Below are 16,934 nucleotides of genomic sequence, written 5' to 3'. Positions count from 1 at the left end.
GACCCGCCATTCCGAGGCGAAGTCGTTGAACCAGAAGATCATCAATCGGCATCGAGGCATAACGTGGATCGTTCCGCAGCAGATCGTCGAAAGCGAGACGCTGAGCATAGTGACTGGCAGCAATCTGATCAGGAGCAAGGGGATACCGTCCTAGCTGAACGTTGCCGGCGCCGCTGGCTGCTGCCTGCCGCTCAGCCACCGCCAGTTCGTGCTGGAGAGCTGCGACAGCGCCGGGCAGATGATTCCTAGCCGTGCGAAGATCAGGGCCAAGTGCAGTGCGCAGCTCACTCTTGCCGACGATCTGGCGTAGATCCTTCGGCACTACGAGGCGCGCGAAGAATCTGCCGTTTCGGTTCAGTAGGTATCGGGTTGCGCCAGCCATGTTGGAGGTCCGGTTTGTAACAGCTTTTGTGACACCGAAACTACCAAAGCCTCTGCAAGGCAAGGGCCTTTTTACACATCAAGAGCTTAGCAGGTGAAAGGGTGAGAGGCTGGACAACGACCCAAGCGGGGCTCGTTACGGCTGCTACCTTCCGGTCCTGACCGGGTTGGCGAGGTGCCTGCCCGCGCCAACCTCTCGAGAGGATAGATAATGCGGCGGCGCGCGCGATGCAACCGTCAAAGATGCAGGCGCACGAGGGCGAAATCCCCTTCGGTCTGGCCTAGATATTCCATGGGCCTGCCGCAGGTCCGGGCGATCTCGGCCAGCAGGGGCAGGCCCTGGGGCCCGGTCTCGAACAGGGCCGAGGTTCCGGGCATCGGCAGGAACTGCCAGGCCGGGGCTGCGTCGATGGACAGCCGGCGACGTTGGCGCAGGTAATCGCGGATCACGTCGCGGGTCTGAGGCCCGGGCCGCAGGATCACCGGCGTGCCCGCCGTCAGCGGCGCGAACAGCCCGCAGGCGGCCAGGCGATAGGAATTCGTTGCCAGCACGAAGCGGTCGTTGTCCTCCACCGGGCGGCCCCGCCAGGTCAGGTCGCGAACCCGTCCCCCGCCGGTCGGGCGTCCGTCGGGCAGAAAGCCTGCGGGACGCGACAGGTCTATCTGCCAGCGGACATCCTGGACGACATCGAACTGATAGGCCGGAAAGCCCGGATCGGTCAGCGGCTGGTCGGGGCGTCCGGGCTGGATCTGCCGGAACAGGCTGGCCGACCGCTCCAGCCAGCCGCGCAGGTCGGCCCCGGTGATCAGCAGGGCGCAGATGCGATTCGGAAAGGAATAGATATCCGTCAGGTTGCCCAACCGCAGTCGGCCGGGCGCGACATCGGTGTAATGGCCCGGGCCGCCCCGTCCGCCCGCGCGAAAGGGGGCGGCGGCGGACAGGACCGGAATGCCGTCCAGCCTTGTGCCGTCCAGGCTTTTGCGCACGAACCAGCGTTGCGCCATGTTGACCAAGCTTAGCGCCGGATCGACGCCCACAAGGGCGAAATAGCTGCTGATGCGCCGGTCGCTATGGCCGATGCGGCGGCGCAGGTGAGACAGGGTCAGCCGATGCGTGGCGGCCACCGCGTGCAGGACGGCGGGTGCGGCAGGCTGGTCGGGTGCGACCCCTTCGCATCGCGCGGCGGCATCCGACAGATGCCATCCCGCCCCTAGGTCATGCGCCAGCGAAAGGTCGATCACCCCCAGATGCGACCCGCCAAAGCCCGGCATGACGGCAGGCTTGCCCGACAGCGTGCCGCCCGCCGGGCCGATGCCTGCGAGCGGAAAGACCTCGTGCGTATGGCCCGCCACGACAACGTCGATCCCGTCCATGGCGGCCAGTTCCGTTGCGACGTTCTCTGCCCCGGGGCGAGCAGGGCGGTCCGAGATGCCGCTGTGGGCCAGGGCCACGACCAGGTCGGCGCCCGCCGCACGGATCCGGGGCAGGATGCGCCGTGCGGTGTCCAGGATGTCGTCGCAGGCCATCTGCCGCGACAGGTCACGGTCCCAGGCGGTGGTCTGGGGCGGCAGAAAGCCCACCACGCCGATGCGAAGCACGACCCGGCGCCCTGTTGAGGTCAGGACGGGCTTGTCCAGGATCACAAAGCCCGGAAAATCCGCCCGGCCCCGCAGCCGCAGATTGGCGGCCAGCAGGGGAAACCGCGCCTGCCGGGCCGCCGACTGCAGCACCTCCAGCCCGAAGGCAAAATCGTGATTGCCGATAGCGGCGGCGTCATAGCCCATCAAGTTCATCGCCGCGATGGCAGGATGGCCCCTGGCGCCACCCCGCGCCGCCAGGTCGCCCAAAGGCGTTCCCTGCAGAAAATCGCCGTTGTCCAGAAGCAAGGTGTTCCGCGCCGCCGCCCGATGGCTGTCCACCAGCGACGCGATCTGGGCCAGGCTTCCCCGGGCGCACGGCCGGTCGGCCAGATAATCGTGGGGCACCAGCTTCATGTGCATGTCGGTCGTGGCCAAGATTCTGAGGGCCACGGTTTCGGCCGTGTCGGCTGGGCAATCGCGTTCGCAGATCTGGTCCGTTGCGTCCCGCATTGAATAACCCCGACCACAGGCCGGCACGATGTCTGAGCCAGGCCGTCTTACCCTACCTAACGGGATCGCAGCGACTCAACCAAAGATTGTCAAGCCTAGAAGATTAATTGCCTTATGCGGGCATATTGATCACAATGGGGCCGGGCGGCACGGACGTGTCTGACCCAGACGACGGATCGGCGGGGCAAGGACAAATGCTTTCCACTTGGTTGAACACATTGCCTGCCGTGCCTTATGAAGCCGAAAGGTCGCGGCAGACGGGCCGGGGCCGCGCCTGGGATGGTCAGACACGCATGAAATTCTCGACCCGCATTGATACCGATAAATCGGCGACCGAACTTTTCGATCTCATCAGCGACTTTTCCCGCAGCGAACGCGCCCTGGTCGCCCGGGGCGCCCAGATCCGCCGGATCGACCCGTCCCAGGATCCCGGCACCGGCCTTGGGTGGACCATCGACTTCAACTGGCGGGGGCAGCGGCGCACCGTGCGGCTGGATGTCACGCGCTTTGACCGCCCATCCCATATCACGCTGGACGGCCATTCCGACCAGTTCGACCTGTCGATCAGCATGACCGTTGTTGCCCTGAGCCGGGTGAAATCGCGTCTGCTGTTCGAAACCGAGGTGCGCGCCCGCAATATGCGCGCCCGCCTGCTGCTGCAAACGGCCAAGCTGGGCAAGACGCAGTTGGACCGGAAATACGACCAGCGGATCGCCGATTTCGTGGCCCACCTGCGCGCGGCCTAGGCTGCCTGTCGTTGCGCTTCCCGCAGCGGATCGGCGGGATAGACGCCCAGCACATCCAGTGACGAGGTGAAGTAGCGCAATTCGTCCAGCGCACGCTGCAACGCCGGATCCTCGGGGTGACCTTCGACATCGGCATAGAACTGCGTCGCGGTGAAGACGCCGTCCACCATATAGCTTTCCAGCTTGGTCATGTTGACGCCGTTTGTGGCGAACCCGCCCATGGCCTTGTACAGCGCGGCGGGGATGTTGCGGACCCGGAACACGAAACTGGTCAGCATCCGGTCAGAGCGGCGGCTGTAATCGGGCTGGCGGGACATGATCAGGAATCGCGTGGTGTTGTTCTGCCGATCCTCGATTCCGTCGGCCAGGCGTTCAAGGCCATAAATCTCGCCTGCCAAGGGTGCGGCAAGGGCCGCCAGCGACGGATTGCCGCGGGTCGCCACCTCTTTCGCGGAACCGGCGGTGTCGGCGCCCGTCAGTGCCAGGATGCCGTGGCGGCGCATGAAGCCCCGGCACTGGCCCAGCAGCACGGTATGGCTCATCGCCTCTCGGACCTCGGACAGGGCCGTGCCAGGAATCGCCAGCAGGCTGATATGGACGCGGACAAAGGCTTCCTCGATGATGTGCAGGCCGGATTCGGGCAGCAGGTGGTGGATGTCGGCCACCCGGCCATAGGTCGAGTTTTCCACCGGCAGCATCGCAAGGTCGGCCTGGTCGCTGCGCACGGCCTCGATCACGTCCTCGAAGGTGCGGCAGGGCAGGGCTTCCATGGCGGGCCGTGCCTTGCGGCAGGCTTCGTGGCTGTAGGCGCCGGGTTCGCCCTGAAAGGCGATGCGGTTCGTGAAGGTGGTCATGGGCCGCTGTCCGAATTTTGAAGGATCGTGGGGTAACTATACCTTGATCCTTCAAAGCGAAAGCGGATAGATACCCGTCGAATTGACGAGCTTACCAATGCGGGGATCGCACGCGATGTTCAACACCATGACCCTGACCAAGGCCGCAGGCGCGCTGATCGGCGCGCTGCTGTTTCTGATGCTGGCCAACTGGGCGGCGGGATCCCTGTATCATGTCGGCGCCGCCCATCATGGCGAGGGTGAGGAAGTCGCGCAGGCCTATACCATCCCGGTCGAGGAAGCCGCCGGCGGCGAGGAAGCGGTCGAGGAGGAAATCGACTTTGCAGCCCTTCTGGCATCCGCCGATGCCGCCGCGGGCGAAAAGGATTTCGGCAAGTGCAAGGCCTGCCACAAGCTGGATGGCACCGACGGCGTCGGTCCCCACCTGAACGGCGTCGTGGGCCGCGAGGTCGCGTCCGTCGCGGGCTTCAGCTATTCGCCCGCCATGGTCGAACACAAGGCCGAGGCGCCCCAGTGGACGCCCGAGGCGTTGCAGGAATTCCTGGCCAATCCCAAGGGCGTCGTGCTGGGCACCAAGATGTCCTTTGCCGGCCTGAAGGATCCGCAGGACCGCGCCGACATCATCGCCTATCTGCAAGGCCAGCAATAGGCTTCGGACCTGCTGCGGAACCAGGGGCGCATCTTCGGATGCGCCTTTTTTCGTTGCCTGTCCTCGCGCCGTTCTCACGAAATCGCGGCTTGATCCCGTCCCCGGCACTGGCCTAGCGTGCGTCACAGATCCCCGACCCGGAGTTTGCCGATGCGCCGCCTTGCCCTGATCGCCACGCTGGTTCTTGCCCCGGCATCCGCCGCCCTGTCGCAAGAAGCTGCGGCGACCGCAGACGGCGAGAAGGTCATCAAGACCCATGCCATCGCGCTGTTCGGCGAACCCGCGCTGCCTGCCGACTTCCCCCATTACCCTTATGTGAACCCCGACGCGCCCAAGGGGGGCGAGATTTCCTTCGGCGCGGTCGGCGGATTCGACAGCTACAACCCTTTCACCCACCGCGGTCGCGCCATTGCCCTGGCCGTGATCCAGCTGGAACGGTTGATGGACAGCCCGGCGGACGAATTGGGCGTGGATTACTGCCTGCTGTGCGAAACGCTGGAATATCCCGAAAGCAAGGACTGGGTGATCTTCAATCTTCGCCCCGAGGCGACCTTCAGCGACGGCACCCCCCTGACCGCCCATGACGTGCTGTTCAGCTTTGAAACCCTGCGCGACAAGGGCTTGTCGTCGTTCCGCATGGCGATGCAGCAGATGATCGCCAAGGCCGAGGTTCTGGACGATCACCGCATCAAGTTCACCTTTGCCGAAGGTTATCCCCGCCGCGACGTGATTTCCCAGATGGGCAACCAGATCGTGTTCTCGAAAAAGGATTTCGAGGACAACGCCCGCGATCTGGAGCAGAGCAGCGACACACCCTTTATCGGCTCCGGACCCTATATGTTCGACCGCGCGGACATCGGCCGTACACTGGTCGTCAAGCGCAATCCCGATTACTGGGGCAAGGATCTGCCCATCAATCGGGGCCGCTTCAACTTCGACCGCATCCGCTATGAAATGTTTGGAGATTTCGACAGCGCGTTCGAATCCTTCAAGGCGGGGGAATATACCTATCGCAATGAAACCTCATCGATGCACTGGGCCACGCGCTATGACTTTCCGGCGCTGGCCTCGGGCGCGGTGGTGCGTGAAACACTGCCCGACGGGCAGATCGCCAGCGGCGATGGCTGGGTCTTCAACCTGCGCCGTGACAAGTTCAAGGACATCCGCGTGCGCGAGGCGGTCGGGCTGATGTTCAATTTCGAATGGACGAACCAGACGCTGCTGTATGGCTTGGAAACGCGCGTCAATTCCTTCTGGGACAACAGCCAGTTCCGCGCCGACGGTCCGCCGTCCGATGCGGAACGGGCGCTGCTGGAACCCGTCGCCGGTGACCTGCCCGAAGGCATCCTGACCGATCCCGCCGTGGTCCAGCCGGTATCGGGTGAACGCCAGCTTGACCGCCAGAATATGCGCCGCGCGGTGGCCCTGCTGGATCAGGCGGGCTGGACAGTGGGCGACGACGGAATGCGCCGCAACGCTGCAGGCCAGCCCCTGACGATCGAGATCCTGAACGACGACGTGGGCAACGACCGGATCATCAACCCCTTCATCCAGAACCTGCGCGCCATCGGCATCGACGCCACCAACCGCCGCGTGGACAACGCGGAAATGCAGTTGCGCACCCGGTCCAAGGATTTCGACATGGTCGAGGATTCGTTGGGCCAGTCCTATGCGGTCGGCGGCTATGCAGGCCAAGTCTTCGGATCCGAGGACGCGGACGACGTGTTCAACCCGATGGGCCTGGCGAACCCGGCGATCGACAAGCTGCTGGAACTGGGCCAGCAGGCCGAAACCGAGGGCGACAACATCGTGGCGATCAGCGCCCTGGACCGCGCGCTGCGCAGCCTGCGGTTCTGGGTGCCGAAATGGTTCAAGGCCGAATATACGCTGGCTTATTACGACATCTATCGCCACCCCGAAACCATGCCGCCCTATGCGCTTGGCACGCTGGATTTCTGGTGGGCCGATACCGCGCGCGAGGCGGAACTGAAGGCCAGCGGCGCGATCCGCTGATGGCAGGGTTGATTTCCCGGCGGTCCCGTCTGACAAGGGCGGGATAAAGGAAACGGGGCCGCCAAGGCCCGAAAGGGACGGGGTCTTTCCAATGGGCGCCTATATCTTGCGGCGGTTGCTGCTGATCATCCCGACGCTGATCGGGATCATGGTGGTAAACTTTACCCTGACGCAGTTCGTCCCGGGTGGTCCCATCGAACAGATCGCCGCGCAGGTGCAGGGGTCGGGCGACGCGTTCAGCAACATCTCGGGCGCGGGGGCGGGGGCCGATACCGGCGCGGTCGAGGGATACGAGGGCGCGCGGGGCCTGCCGCCCGAGTTCATCGCCCAGCTTGAAAAGGAATTCGGCTTTGACAAGCCGCCCTTGCAGCGGTTCCTGTCGATGATGGGAAACTACCTGACCTTTGATTTCGGGACCAGCTGGTTCCGGTCGATCAGCGTGATCGACCTGGTGGTCGAAAAGATGCCCGTGTCCATCACGCTGGGCCTTTGGTCCACGCTGCTGGCCTATCTGATCTCCATCCCGCTGGGGATCCGCAAGGCCACGCGGGACGGGACGCGGTTCGATACCTGGACATCCGCCGTGATCATCATGGCCTATGCGATCCCGGCCTTTCTGTTCGCGGTGCTGCTGATGGTGCTGTTCGCGGGCGGAAGCTATTGGCAGATCTTTCCGCTGCGGGGCCTGACCAGCGACAATTTCGCGGATCTGACGGTGTGGGGCAAGATCAAGGACTATGCTTGGCACGCCACGCTGCCGGTCGTGGCCTCGACCATTTCAAGCTTTGCCACGCTAACCCTTTTGACAAAGAACAGTTTTCTGGACGAGATCAACAAGCAATACGTGATGACCGCCCGCGCCAAGGGCCTGACCGAGGGCCGGGTGCTGTATGGCCATGTCTTCCGCAACGCGATGCTGATCGTGATCGCGGGTTTTCCGGCGATGTTCCTGGGTGTGTTCTTCGGGGCAAGCATCCTGATCGAGACGATATTTTCGCTGGACGGCCTGGGCCGCCTTGGGTTCGAGGCGGCGGTGCAGCGCGACTATCCGGTGATCTTCGGCACGCTCTATGTCTTTGGCCTGATGAGCCTGGTGGTGGGGATCCTGTCGGACATGATGTATGTCTTTGTGGATCCACGCATCGACTTTGAATCGAGGGCCGGCTGATGGCCTTGTCGGAACTCAACCGCCGCCGCTGGCGCAGTTTTCGGCGCAACGGCAGGGCCTTCTGGTCGCTGGTGGTCTTCAGCGTGTTGTTCGTTCTGGCCATGTGCGCGGAAATCGTGGCCAATGACAAACCCATCGTCGCCAGCTACCGGGGCGATCTGTATTTCCCGGCCTACAACTTCTATCCCGAAACGGCCTTTGGCGGCGATTTTGGGACCGAGGCGATCTATAACGATCCCGCCGTCAAATGCCTGATCGTCACCGGCGGGCGGCAGGAATGCTGGGACACGCCCGAGGACCTGATCGCCGCCGTCGATGCAGGCACCAGCGACATCCCAGAGGACGAGCAGGGCTGGATGATCTGGCCGCCGATCCCGTTCCATTTCTCCACCATCAACAACGTGGGCAGCGCCCCGAGCGCCCCGGACGGCACGCATTGGCTGGGCACAGACGACACGGCGCGCGACGTGCTGGCCCGCGTGATCTATGGATTCCGCATCTCGATCCTGTTCACGCTGATCGTGACGGTGGTGGCATCCGTTGTGGGCATCGCGGCAGGCGCCATCCAGGGCTATTTCGGCGGACGCACGGACCTCGTGTTCCAGCGGGTGCTGGAGATCTGGGCATCGACCCCGTCGCTTTACGTCATCATCATCCTCTTCGCGATCCTGGGACGCAGCTTCTGGCTCTTGGTCTTCGTCACCATCCTGTTCGGCTGGCCGGCGCTTGTGGGCGTTGTCCGGGCGGAATTCCTGCGGGCGCGGAACTTCGAATATGTCCGCGCCGCCCGCGCATTGGGTGTGTCCGACCGCACCATCATGTTCCGCCACATCCTGCCCAATGCCATGGTCGCCACGCTGACCATGCTGCCTTTCGTCGTGACCGGCACGATCAGCGGTCTGGCGGCCCTAGATTACCTGGGCTACGGCCTGCCTGCATCCGCGCCGTCGCTGGGTGAACTGGCCTTGCAGGCCAAGCAGAACCTGCAAGCGCCCTGGCTGGCCTTCACGGCCTTCTTCACCTTTGCCATCATGCTGTCGCTTCTGGTCTTCATCTTCGAAGGCGTGCGCGATGCCTTTGATCCCCGAAAGACCTTCAAATGACCGAAGCCGTCCTGTCGGTCCAAGACCTGCGCATCAGCTTTCGCCAGGAAGGCCGCATCGTGCCCGCCGTCAAGGGCGTCAGCTTTCACATCGGCAAGGGCGAGACGGTGGCCCTGGTGGGCGAATCCGGGTCGGGGAAATCGGTGACTGCGCTGTCCACGGTGCGCCTGCTGGGCGACTCTGCCGTGGTCGAGGGATCGGTAAAATACGCGGGCCGCGAAATGGTCGATGCCCCGGAAAAGGTGCTGCGCGACATTCGCGGCGACGACATCAGCTTCATTTTCCAAGAACCGATGACCTCGCTGAACCCGCTGCATACGCTTGAAAAGCAGCTTGGCGAAAGCCTTGCGCTGCACCAGGGGCTGACCGGCGCGCGGGCGCGGGCGCGGATCGTGGAACTGCTGACGCGCGTCGGCATCCGCGATCCCGAAAGCCGCCTGGCCGACTATCCCCACCAGCTTTCCGGTGGGCAGCGGCAGCGTGTGATGATCGCCATGGCGCTGGCCAACGGCCCCGAACTGCTGATCGCGGACGAACCGACGACCGCGCTTGACGTGACGATCCAGGCCCAGATCCTCGATCTGCTGGCGGAACTGAAGGCGGACGAAGGGCTGTCGATGCTGTTCATCAGCCATGACCTTGGCATCGTGCGCCGCATCGCCGACCGCGTCTGCGTGATGAAGGACGGAGAGATCGTCGAGCAAGGCCCGGTCGAGGCGATCTTTGCCAACCCCCAGCACGACTATACCCGCAAGCTGCTGGCCGCAGAACCCACCGGCACTGCCGATCCGGTTTCCGACAGCGCGGAAACGATGGTCGAGACGCGCGATCTCAAGGTCTGGTTTCCGATCCAGCGGGGGCTGCTGCGCAAGACGGTGGGCCATGTAAAGGCCGTGAACGGCGCCACCCTGACCGTGCGCGCGGGCGAGACGCTGGGCATCGTCGGCGAATCCGGGTCCGGCAAGACCACGCTGGCCCTGGCGATCATGCGGCTGATCGCCAGCGACGGGCCGATCCTGTTCATGGGCCAGGACATCGCCCGCTGGCAGTCGCGCCAGTTGCGCCGCTTGCGCCGGGATATGCAGATCGTGTTCCAGGATCCCTTTGGCAGCCTGTCCCCCCGCATGACCGTCGAACAGATCATTGCCGAGGGCCTGGGCGTCCACGGCGTCGAAAAGGGGCGCGACCGCCGCCAGATGGTTGCCGAGATCATGGCCGAGGTCGGGCTGAACCCCGACACCATGCACCGCTATCCCCACGAATTTTCAGGCGGGCAGCGCCAGCGTATCGCCATAGCCCGCGCGATGATCCTGCGCCCCAAGGTGGTGGTTCTAGATGAACCGACATCGGCCCTGGACATGACGGTGCAGGTGCAGATCGTCGGGCTTTTGCGCGGCTTGCAGCAGAAATACGGGCTGGCCTTCCTGTTCATCAGCCACGACCTACGCGTCGTCCGCGCCATGTCGCACAAGATCATGGTCATGCGCGCGGGCGAGGTGGTGGAACAGGGGGCCTCCGCCGACATCTTCGACGCTCCGCAGCACGATTATACCCGCGCCTTGCTGGCTGCGGCGTTCCGCGACCATCACCGATGAAGATCCTGTTCATCCACCAGAATTTCCCCGGCCAGTTCCCGCATCTGGCCCCGGCCCTGGCAGGGCGCGGCCATCAGGTGCTGGCCCTGACGGACGAGAAGAACGAGCGGCCCAGTCCGGTCACGACCCTGCGTTACAAGACGCCCAACCCGGTGGCGGTGAATGGGCTGGGACGCAGCTATGCCGGTCACGCCGAACGGGGTTATCTGGCCGCACGGGGCGCACGGGCGCTGCGCGACCGGCACGGCTTTACCCCAGACGTCATCATCGGCCACTCCGGCTGGGGCGAGACATTGTTCCTGCGCGAAATCTGGCCCGACGCAAAGCTGCTGGTCTATGCCGAGCTTCTGTATCGCACGCGCGGCCACGACGTGGGCTTCGATCCCGAACTGCAACAAGACAGCGACGAGGCGCGGATCCTGGCCATTGCCCGCTCTGCCCATCTGATCCAAGGGATCGTGCAAGCCGACGCGGCCATCGCGCCCACCCGGTATCAGGCCGACAGCTTTCCCCCGGAACTGCGCGCCAAGATCACCGTGATCCATGACGGCATCGACACGGTCCGCGTCAGCCCCGATCCGCAGGCCAGCCTGACCCTGCCGGGCGGACGGGCGCTGCGCGCGGGGGACGAGGTTCTGTCCTATGTCAGCCGGTCGCTGGAGCCTTATCGCGGGTTCCACATCTTCCTGCGCGCGCTGCCCAATGTCCTGGCCGCCCGACCGCAGGCGCAGGTCGTGATCGTCGGGGCCGAGGGGGTCAGCTATGGCAACGCCCCCAAGGACGGCGGCACCTGGAAGGCGCGGATGCTGGCGGAACTGGGCGACTGGCTGGATTTGTCGCGCATCCATTTCCTGGGGCGCGTGGCCTATGACGACTATCTGTCGCTGATCCAGGTGGCGCGTGTGCATTGCTATCTGACCTATCCCTTCGTCCTGTCCTGGTCCTTGACCGAGGCAATGGCTGCGGGCGGCTATGTCGTCGCGTCCGATACCGAACCCGTCCGCGAATTGATCCGCGACGGCGAAAACGGGCGGCTGGTGCCCTTCTTCGACGTGCCCGCCCTGTCCGCCGCGCTGATCGCGGGGCTTGCTGGCGATCCTGACGCGGACCGGCTGCGCCAAGCGGCGCGGCAGACCATCACCGAAGGCTATGACCTGCACCGTCACAGCCTGCCGCGCCAGATCGAATGGGTGGAAAGCTTTGCCCCGATGGTCTAAGCCTCGCCTATCAACACGAGGCGCATCATGGTCGACATCCGGCTGACGAACACCCGCACCCGCAGGAAAGAGGCGTTCACGCCGATCGATCCGCAGAACGTGCGCCTGTATCTGTGCGGGCCGACCGTTTATGACCGGGCGCATCTGGGCAATGCCCGTCCCGTGCTGGTCTTCGACGTTCTGGTGCGTCTGCTGCGTCATGTTTATGGTGCAGGCGCCGTGACTTATGTGCGGAACTTCACGGATGTTGACGACAAGATCAACGCCCGCGCCGCAGCCACCGGCCGCGACATCCGCGAGATCACCGAGGAAACGGTGGGCTGGTATCACGACGACATGGACGCCTTGGGCGCCGCCCGTCCTGACCACGAACCGCGCGCGACCGAATACATCGTGCAGATGATCGCGATGATCGAAGCGCTGATCGCGCGCGGCAACGCCTACGAGGCCGATGGCCATGTCCTGTTCGACGTGCGATCCTTTCCCGATTACGGCCGCCTGTCGGGCCGGTCGGTCGATGACATGATCGCCGGTGCCCGGGTCGAGGTCGCGCCCTTCAAGCGCGATCCCATGGATTTTGTGTTGTGGAAGCCGTCCGAGGCCGACCAGCCCGGCTGGGACAGCCCCTGGGGCCGTGGCCGCCCCGGCTGGCACATCGAATGTTCAGCCATGTCGGCGGCATTGCTGGGACCATCCTTCGACATCCACGGGGGAGGCATCGACCTGCAGTTCCCGCATCACGAAAACGAGGTCGCCCAAAGCTGCTGCGCCCATCCAGGCACGGGTTTCGCCAATGTCTGGCTGCATAACGAGATGCTGCAGGTCGAGGGCAAGAAGATGTCCAAGAGCTTGGGCAACTTCTTCACTGTGCGGGACTTGCTGGACGCTGGCATACCTGGAAATGTAATTCGATACGTCATGTTGATGACGCATTACCGCAGCCCGATGGATTGGACCGTCGAAAAGGCGGTTGGAGCAGAAAACAAGCTTGCCTATTATGTTACAGTTGTCGAAAGGCACCCGGATCTTGCCTTGGCACGCGAAGCTGGACCAACTGCGGAGCTTGTCGAAGCCTTGGCCGACGATCTCAACACCCATGCGGCGCTTGCCATCCTTGATAAGGCTGCCGACGAAAACAAGGTGGCCGAATTAGTTGCGGGCCTCGACTTCATGGGCATTCTTACGGTTGATGAAGTGGAGCGTCGCGTCAATGAGCGCAGGCAGCACATAGCCGGCCTCCAACCACTTGCCGATCATCTGTATTCGGTTTGGGCTCAATCGAAAGCGACGAAGAACTTTGTCGAGGTTGATCGTCTGAAGCAACAACTCGAAGACGCAGGGGTGCTGATCAAGATGGGCAAGGATGGCGTAACACTTGAACCGGGTGTCAACTTCGATCCGGCAACAGTGTCTGCCATCGCATGACCCTTGAAGCCTGCACCGAACTGGTCCGGTCCCAGGATCCCGACCGCTTCGGTGCAACCTTGGTCGCCCGGCCGGAAGATCGGCCCGCACTGATAACGCTCTACGCCCTGAACCTCGAAATAGCCCGCGCGCCCTTCCAGTCCGCTGAACCCCTGCTGGCCGAGATGCGGCTGCAATGGTGGATCGACCGTCTGGCCGAGATAGGGACCGGCAAGACGCCGCCTCTGCATGACATTCTGACGCCGCTGTGGGACGCTTGGGGGGATAAGGCCGGTCTGCTGGCTGCCTTGGGGGAAGCCCGCCGCCGGGACTGTTTTCGCGAGCCGTTCGGCGGACCCGACGCCGTGGTGGAATATGTCGCGGAAACCAGCGGGCGGCTGATGGTTCAGGCTGCGGCGCGGTTGGGCGCGAATGACCAAGGCCAAGCGGTCGCAGCCGATCAGGGCCTGGGTGCGGGGCTGGCGGCATGGCTGCGGGCCTTGCCGCATCTTCAGCCGATGGGCCTTGGCCTAGCAAGCGGCGACCCGGGCGACACCGTTCATCTGGCGAAACTCGCCGGCGATGCCCTAGACCGCGCCGCACGGTCCCGCAGGCTGCTGCCGAAACAAGCGGCAGCGGCGCTTTACCCCGGGCCGGGCGTGCGCGGTCTGTTGAAGGATATCCTTGCAGGACGTGTCAACGTTTTCGAGCAAGCTGTTGAAGTTTCGCCTTTTCGACGCAGGGCTTCCTTGGCGCATCTGGCGCTGACGGGACGGTGGTGGCGATAAGGCGGTGACCTTGTCGCGTCCATAAACCCTCTTTTCATGCTTTGGCTGATATGAAAGGAATTGGGCGAACAGGCAGGGCGAAAAACGGATGGCCAAGGGCGGACTGGATGCACAGGCAAGGCAGGGCTATGCCCTGATCGCGCCTCCATTCCTGTATGCCTTGCTGGTGTTGGCCGCGCCCCTGCTGACCATCCTGACCTACAGCTTCCTGACCGACGGATATCTGGAGGTCGTGCGCGACTTCACGATGGCCAACTATGTCCAGGTCTGGACCGATCCCATCGTGCGCACGATCATGGTGCGGTCGCTGATGGTGTCGGCCCTGGTGACGCTGGTCACGGTGCTGCTGGCCTTTCCGGTGGCCTATTACGTCAGCTTCATGGTGCGTCCGGAAAAGAAATCCCTGTGGCTCTTCCTGATCACCATCCCGTTCTGGACCAGCTATCTGATCCGGGTGTTCCTGTGGAAGGTGATCCTGGGATATAACGGCGTCATAAACTCCAGCCTGACGGGGCTTGGCATCATCGACGAGCCGCTGACCTTCATCCTCTACAACGTGAATTCCATCGTCATCACGCTGGCCCATGCCTATGCTCCCTTCGCGATCCTGCCGATCTTCGTGGCCCTGGAAAAGATCGACCGATCCCTGCTGGAAGCCGGGCGCGACCTGGGCGAAAGCCGGGCGATGACCTTCTGGCGCGTCACGTTGCCGCTTGCCATGCCGGGGGTGCTGGCGGCGGTGCTGATCGTCTTCATCCCGACCATCGGCGACTACGTCACCCCCGAACTGATCGGCGGCGGCAAGATCCCGATGATCGCCAACCTGATCCAGGTGCAGATGCTGGCGCTGGACAACCGCCCGCTGGGATCTGCCCTGGCGGTGACCGCCATGGCCATCGTCGCGCTTGTCAGCATCGTCTTCCTGCTGATCAACCGCCGCTTCCTCAAGGTGCGCTCGTGAAGGGGCAGGGGCGCGGCTTGCAGGTCTATGCGGTGTTCTATCTGCTGTTCCTATATGCGCCGATCATCCTGCTGCCGTTGTTCGCCTTCAACTCCGGCACGATCATCGCCTTTCCCCTGCAAGGCTTCACGACCGACTGGTTCGCGCAGATGTGGGCCAACGCCACGTTGCGCACGGCGCTGACCAATTCGCTGATCATCGCGGTCAGCGCGGCTGTTCTGGCGACCTGCCTTGGCATCTTTGCCGCCCGCGCCTCCACCCGGTTCGAGTTTCCGGGCAAGGGCGGCATGATGGGCTTTATCCTGCTGCCGATGGTTCTGCCGGAAATCATCGTGGCTATGTCGCTGCTGGTCGTGCTGCTGGGCGCAGGCGTGCAACTGTCGATCCTGACGGTGATCGTCGGCCACGTTCTGATCTGCATGCCCTATGCCATTGCCATCCTGTCCACGGCATTCTCCAGCCTCGACAAATCGCTGGAGGAAGCGGCCTATGACCTGGGCGAGACGCGGTGGAGCGCATTCCGCCTGGTCACCTTGCCGCTGGTCATGCCGGGGATCATCAGTTCGCTGCTGATTTCCTTTACCATCAGCCTGGACGAATTCATCATCGCCTTCTTCCTGGCGGGCAACCAGCCGACGCTGCCCACCTATATCTTCAGCCAGCTTCGCTTTCCCAAGCAGATCCCGATGATCATGGCGCTTGGAACGGTGCTGGTGGCGCTGTCCATCGTGCTGCTGGCGCTTGGCGAATACTTCCGCCGCCGCGGCAATGCCCGCATGGGCGGCAATCCGACCGGAGGGTTCCTGTGACCGACGACCGCAAGCCGATGATCGAATGTCGCGGCGTCCACAAGCATTACGGCGATTACCACGCGCTGAGGGGCATCGACCTGACCATCCGTGCCGGAGAGTTCTTTTCGCTGCTGGGACCGTCCGGCTGCGGCAAGACCACGCTGCTGCGCACCATCGCGGGGTTCGAGGACATCTCGGAAGGCGCCATCCTGATTGACGAAAAGCACATGGAGGAGGTGCCCGCGAACAAGCGGCCCACCAACATGGTCTTCCAGTCCTATGCGATCTTCCCGCATCTGACAGTGGCGCAGAACGTGGCCTTCGGCCTGCGCCGCGATCCGCGCGGCAAGGCGGAAAAGGCGGCCCTGGTCGAGGAAGCCCTGGCGATGGTCGGCCTGCGGGGCTTTGGCAACCGCGCGGCGCACGCCCTGTCCGGCGGTCAGCGCCAGCGAGTGGCCCTTGCCCGCGCGCTGATCCTCAAGCCCAAGGTGCTGCTGCTGGATGAACCGCTGTCCGCGCTGGATCGCAAGATGCGCGAACAGATGCAGGTGGAACTGATCAAGCTGCAGCGCCAGGTGGGAATCACCTTCGTGCTGGTGACGCATGACCAGGAAGAAGCCCTGGTCATGTCCGACCGCATCGCCGTCATGTTCGAGGGCGAGATTGCCCAGCTTGACGGCCCCGAGGCGCTGTATGCCCGCCCCGCCACCCGCCGGGTCGCCGATTTCATCGGCGTGATGAACTTTCTGCCCGCGCGGATCCTGGGCGAACAGGCGGGCGTCGCCACGGTCGAGGTTCCGGGCCTTGGCACCGTGGACCTGCCCGAACGCCAGATCAGCCGCGCCGATCCCGACGACGATGGCCCAACCATCGGTTTCCGGCCGGAAACCATGACGCTTGTCGGTCCGACCCAAACCCATACGCAGCCCCGCGAAACAAGCGCCACCATCGACGAGGTCGTCTATTACGGCGACATGACCTATTACGACCTGCGGCTGGATGGCGCGGCAGAGATGGACGGAAAGGCGCGGCCCGTGCGGATTTCCATGCGCAACGTCTTTGGCCGCGACGTGCAAGAGGTCGGGACGCGGACGCGCCTTGCCTGGTCGCCGGGATCCCTGGTCCTGTTCCGCTGATGCTTGCAGAAGCGCGGCCGCTTGCCTAGAACGCGCC

General features: G+C 63.9%; 14 protein-coding genes, 1 other RNA gene and 1 pseudogene. 12 read left to right on the top strand and 4 right to left on the bottom strand.

The annotated features are described in order from the left end of the window. Positions 1 to 256: 256 nt before the first annotated feature. The 3 genes and pseudogenes from Q5701_RS22830 to Q5701_RS09305 form a co-directional block, all read right to left on the bottom strand. Positions 257 to 382 (bottom strand): annotated as a pseudogene (locus Q5701_RS22830) (DUF6538 domain-containing protein); the annotation flags it as partial. A 100-nt stretch (positions 383 to 482) separates the two neighbouring features. Continuing rightward, an RNA gene (gene ffs, locus Q5701_RS09310) (signal recognition particle sRNA small type) lies at positions 483 to 579 on the bottom strand. A 39-nt stretch (positions 580 to 618) separates the two neighbouring features. Next, positions 619 to 2,472 carry a bifunctional 2',3'-cyclic-nucleotide 2'-phosphodiesterase/3'-nucleotidase gene (locus Q5701_RS09305; protein WP_306754960.1) on the bottom strand — a complete coding sequence of 618 codons (1,854 nt, stop codon included), beginning with the start codon at positions 2,470 to 2,472 and terminating at the stop codon, positions 619 to 621. A 293-nt stretch (positions 2,473 to 2,765) separates the two neighbouring features. Between Q5701_RS09305 and Q5701_RS09300 the strand changes: the two genes are divergently transcribed. Then, positions 2,766 to 3,218, top strand: coding sequence for an SRPBCC family protein (locus Q5701_RS09300; protein WP_306754959.1), 453 nt, complete (start codon positions 2,766 to 2,768; stop codon positions 3,216 to 3,218). On the opposite strand, the gene Q5701_RS09295 is transcribed toward Q5701_RS09300, so the two are convergent. Next, the gene (locus tag Q5701_RS09295; protein ID WP_306754958.1) at positions 3,215 to 4,072 is read right to left on the bottom strand and encodes a prephenate dehydratase; all 858 of its coding nucleotides are present in this window, start codon (positions 4,070 to 4,072) and stop codon (positions 3,215 to 3,217) included. The two genes, Q5701_RS09300 and Q5701_RS09295, sit on opposite strands and share 4 nt — an antisense overlap. A 115-nt stretch (positions 4,073 to 4,187) precedes the next feature. Here Q5701_RS09295 and Q5701_RS09290 point away from each other — a divergent pair, with 115 nt between their 5' ends. The 11 genes from Q5701_RS09290 to Q5701_RS09240 all read left to right on the top strand — a co-directional run bounded on the left by Q5701_RS09290 (position 4,188) and on the right by Q5701_RS09240 (position 16,897). Next, complete coding sequence (locus tag Q5701_RS09290; RefSeq protein ID WP_306755382.1) at positions 4,188 to 4,721, top strand: c-type cytochrome; 534 nt, start codon at positions 4,188 to 4,190, stop codon at positions 4,719 to 4,721. A 150-nt stretch (positions 4,722 to 4,871) separates the two neighbouring features. Next, entirely contained in the window at positions 4,872 to 6,734 is a 1,863-nt protein-coding gene (locus tag Q5701_RS09285; protein WP_306754956.1) for an extracellular solute-binding protein, read from the top strand. Between the two features lie 91 nt (positions 6,735 to 6,825). Further along, positions 6,826 to 7,902 carry a microcin C ABC transporter permease YejB gene (locus Q5701_RS09280; RefSeq protein ID WP_306754955.1) on the top strand — a complete coding sequence of 359 codons (1,077 nt, stop codon included), beginning with the start codon at positions 6,826 to 6,828 and terminating at the stop codon, positions 7,900 to 7,902. Then, complete coding sequence (locus tag Q5701_RS09275; protein ID WP_306754954.1) at positions 7,902 to 9,005, top strand: ABC transporter permease; 1,104 nt, start codon at positions 7,902 to 7,904, stop codon at positions 9,003 to 9,005. The genes Q5701_RS09280 and Q5701_RS09275 overlap by 1 nt, the downstream gene beginning before the upstream one ends. Then, on the top strand, positions 9,002 to 10,600 hold the full coding sequence (locus tag Q5701_RS09270) for an ABC transporter ATP-binding protein (RefSeq protein ID WP_306754953.1): 1,599 nt from the start codon (positions 9,002 to 9,004) through the stop codon (positions 10,598 to 10,600). Before Q5701_RS09275 ends, Q5701_RS09270 begins: the two co-directional genes overlap by 4 nt. Next, positions 10,597 to 11,817 carry a glycosyltransferase gene (locus tag Q5701_RS09265; RefSeq protein WP_306754952.1) on the top strand — a complete coding sequence of 407 codons (1,221 nt, stop codon included), beginning with the start codon at positions 10,597 to 10,599 and terminating at the stop codon, positions 11,815 to 11,817. Before Q5701_RS09270 ends, Q5701_RS09265 begins: the two co-directional genes overlap by 4 nt. Positions 11,818 to 11,844: 27 nt before the next feature. Then, positions 11,845 to 13,242, top strand: coding sequence for a cysteine--tRNA ligase (cysS, locus tag Q5701_RS09260; RefSeq protein WP_306754951.1), 1,398 nt, complete (start codon positions 11,845 to 11,847; stop codon positions 13,240 to 13,242). Then, entirely contained in the window at positions 13,239 to 14,009 is a 771-nt protein-coding gene (locus Q5701_RS09255; RefSeq protein ID WP_306754950.1) for a squalene/phytoene synthase family protein, read from the top strand. The genes cysS and Q5701_RS09255 overlap by 4 nt, the downstream gene beginning before the upstream one ends. Positions 14,010 to 14,097: 88 nt before the next feature. Next, positions 14,098 to 14,970 (top strand): ABC transporter permease, encoded by an 873-nt coding sequence (locus Q5701_RS09250; RefSeq protein ID WP_306754949.1) that lies wholly within the window; start codon positions 14,098 to 14,100, stop codon positions 14,968 to 14,970. After that, positions 14,967 to 15,779, top strand: a complete 813-nt coding sequence (locus Q5701_RS09245; protein ID WP_306754948.1) for an ABC transporter permease — start codon at positions 14,967 to 14,969, stop codon at positions 15,777 to 15,779. Before Q5701_RS09250 ends, Q5701_RS09245 begins: the two co-directional genes overlap by 4 nt. Further along, entirely contained in the window at positions 15,776 to 16,897 is a 1,122-nt protein-coding gene (locus Q5701_RS09240) for an ABC transporter ATP-binding protein (protein WP_306754947.1), read from the top strand. The genes Q5701_RS09245 and Q5701_RS09240 overlap by 4 nt, the downstream gene beginning before the upstream one ends. Positions 16,898 to 16,934 lie beyond the last annotated feature (37 nt).

The organism is Paracoccus actinidiae (genome assembly GCF_030863885.1).
Lineage (GTDB): Bacteria > Pseudomonadota > Alphaproteobacteria > Rhodobacterales > Rhodobacteraceae > Paracoccus > Paracoccus everestensis.
This window is presented reverse-complemented; position numbering and strand designations above follow the sequence as displayed.

What these genes read in the sequence shown, in the direction of transcription:
- Q5701_RS09305 (WP_306754960.1), bottom strand. Translation starts at nt 2,472, where the DNA reads ATGCGGGACGCAACGGACCAGATCTGCGAACGCGATTGCCCAGCCGAC.
- Q5701_RS09300 (WP_306754959.1), top strand. Translation starts at nt 2,766, where the DNA reads ATGAAATTCTCGACCCGCATTGATACCGATAAATCGGCGACCGAACTT.
- Q5701_RS09295 (WP_306754958.1), bottom strand. Translation starts at nt 4,072, where the DNA reads ATGACCACCTTCACGAACCGCATCGCCTTTCAGGGCGAACCCGGCGCC.
- Q5701_RS09290 (WP_306755382.1), top strand. Translation starts at nt 4,188, where the DNA reads ATGTTCAACACCATGACCCTGACCAAGGCCGCAGGCGCGCTGATCGGC.
- Q5701_RS09285 (WP_306754956.1), top strand. Translation starts at nt 4,872, where the DNA reads ATGCGCCGCCTTGCCCTGATCGCCACGCTGGTTCTTGCCCCGGCATCC.
- Q5701_RS09280 (WP_306754955.1), top strand. Translation starts at nt 6,826, where the DNA reads ATGGGCGCCTATATCTTGCGGCGGTTGCTGCTGATCATCCCGACGCTG.
- Q5701_RS09275 (WP_306754954.1), top strand. Translation starts at nt 7,902, where the DNA reads ATGGCCTTGTCGGAACTCAACCGCCGCCGCTGGCGCAGTTTTCGGCGC.
- Q5701_RS09270 (WP_306754953.1), top strand. Translation starts at nt 9,002, where the DNA reads ATGACCGAAGCCGTCCTGTCGGTCCAAGACCTGCGCATCAGCTTTCGC.
- Q5701_RS09265 (WP_306754952.1), top strand. Translation starts at nt 10,597, where the DNA reads ATGAAGATCCTGTTCATCCACCAGAATTTCCCCGGCCAGTTCCCGCAT.
- cysS (WP_306754951.1), top strand. Translation starts at nt 11,845, where the DNA reads ATGGTCGACATCCGGCTGACGAACACCCGCACCCGCAGGAAAGAGGCG.
- Q5701_RS09255 (WP_306754950.1), top strand. Translation starts at nt 13,239, where the DNA reads ATGACCCTTGAAGCCTGCACCGAACTGGTCCGGTCCCAGGATCCCGAC.
- Q5701_RS09250 (WP_306754949.1), top strand. Translation starts at nt 14,098, where the DNA reads ATGGCCAAGGGCGGACTGGATGCACAGGCAAGGCAGGGCTATGCCCTG.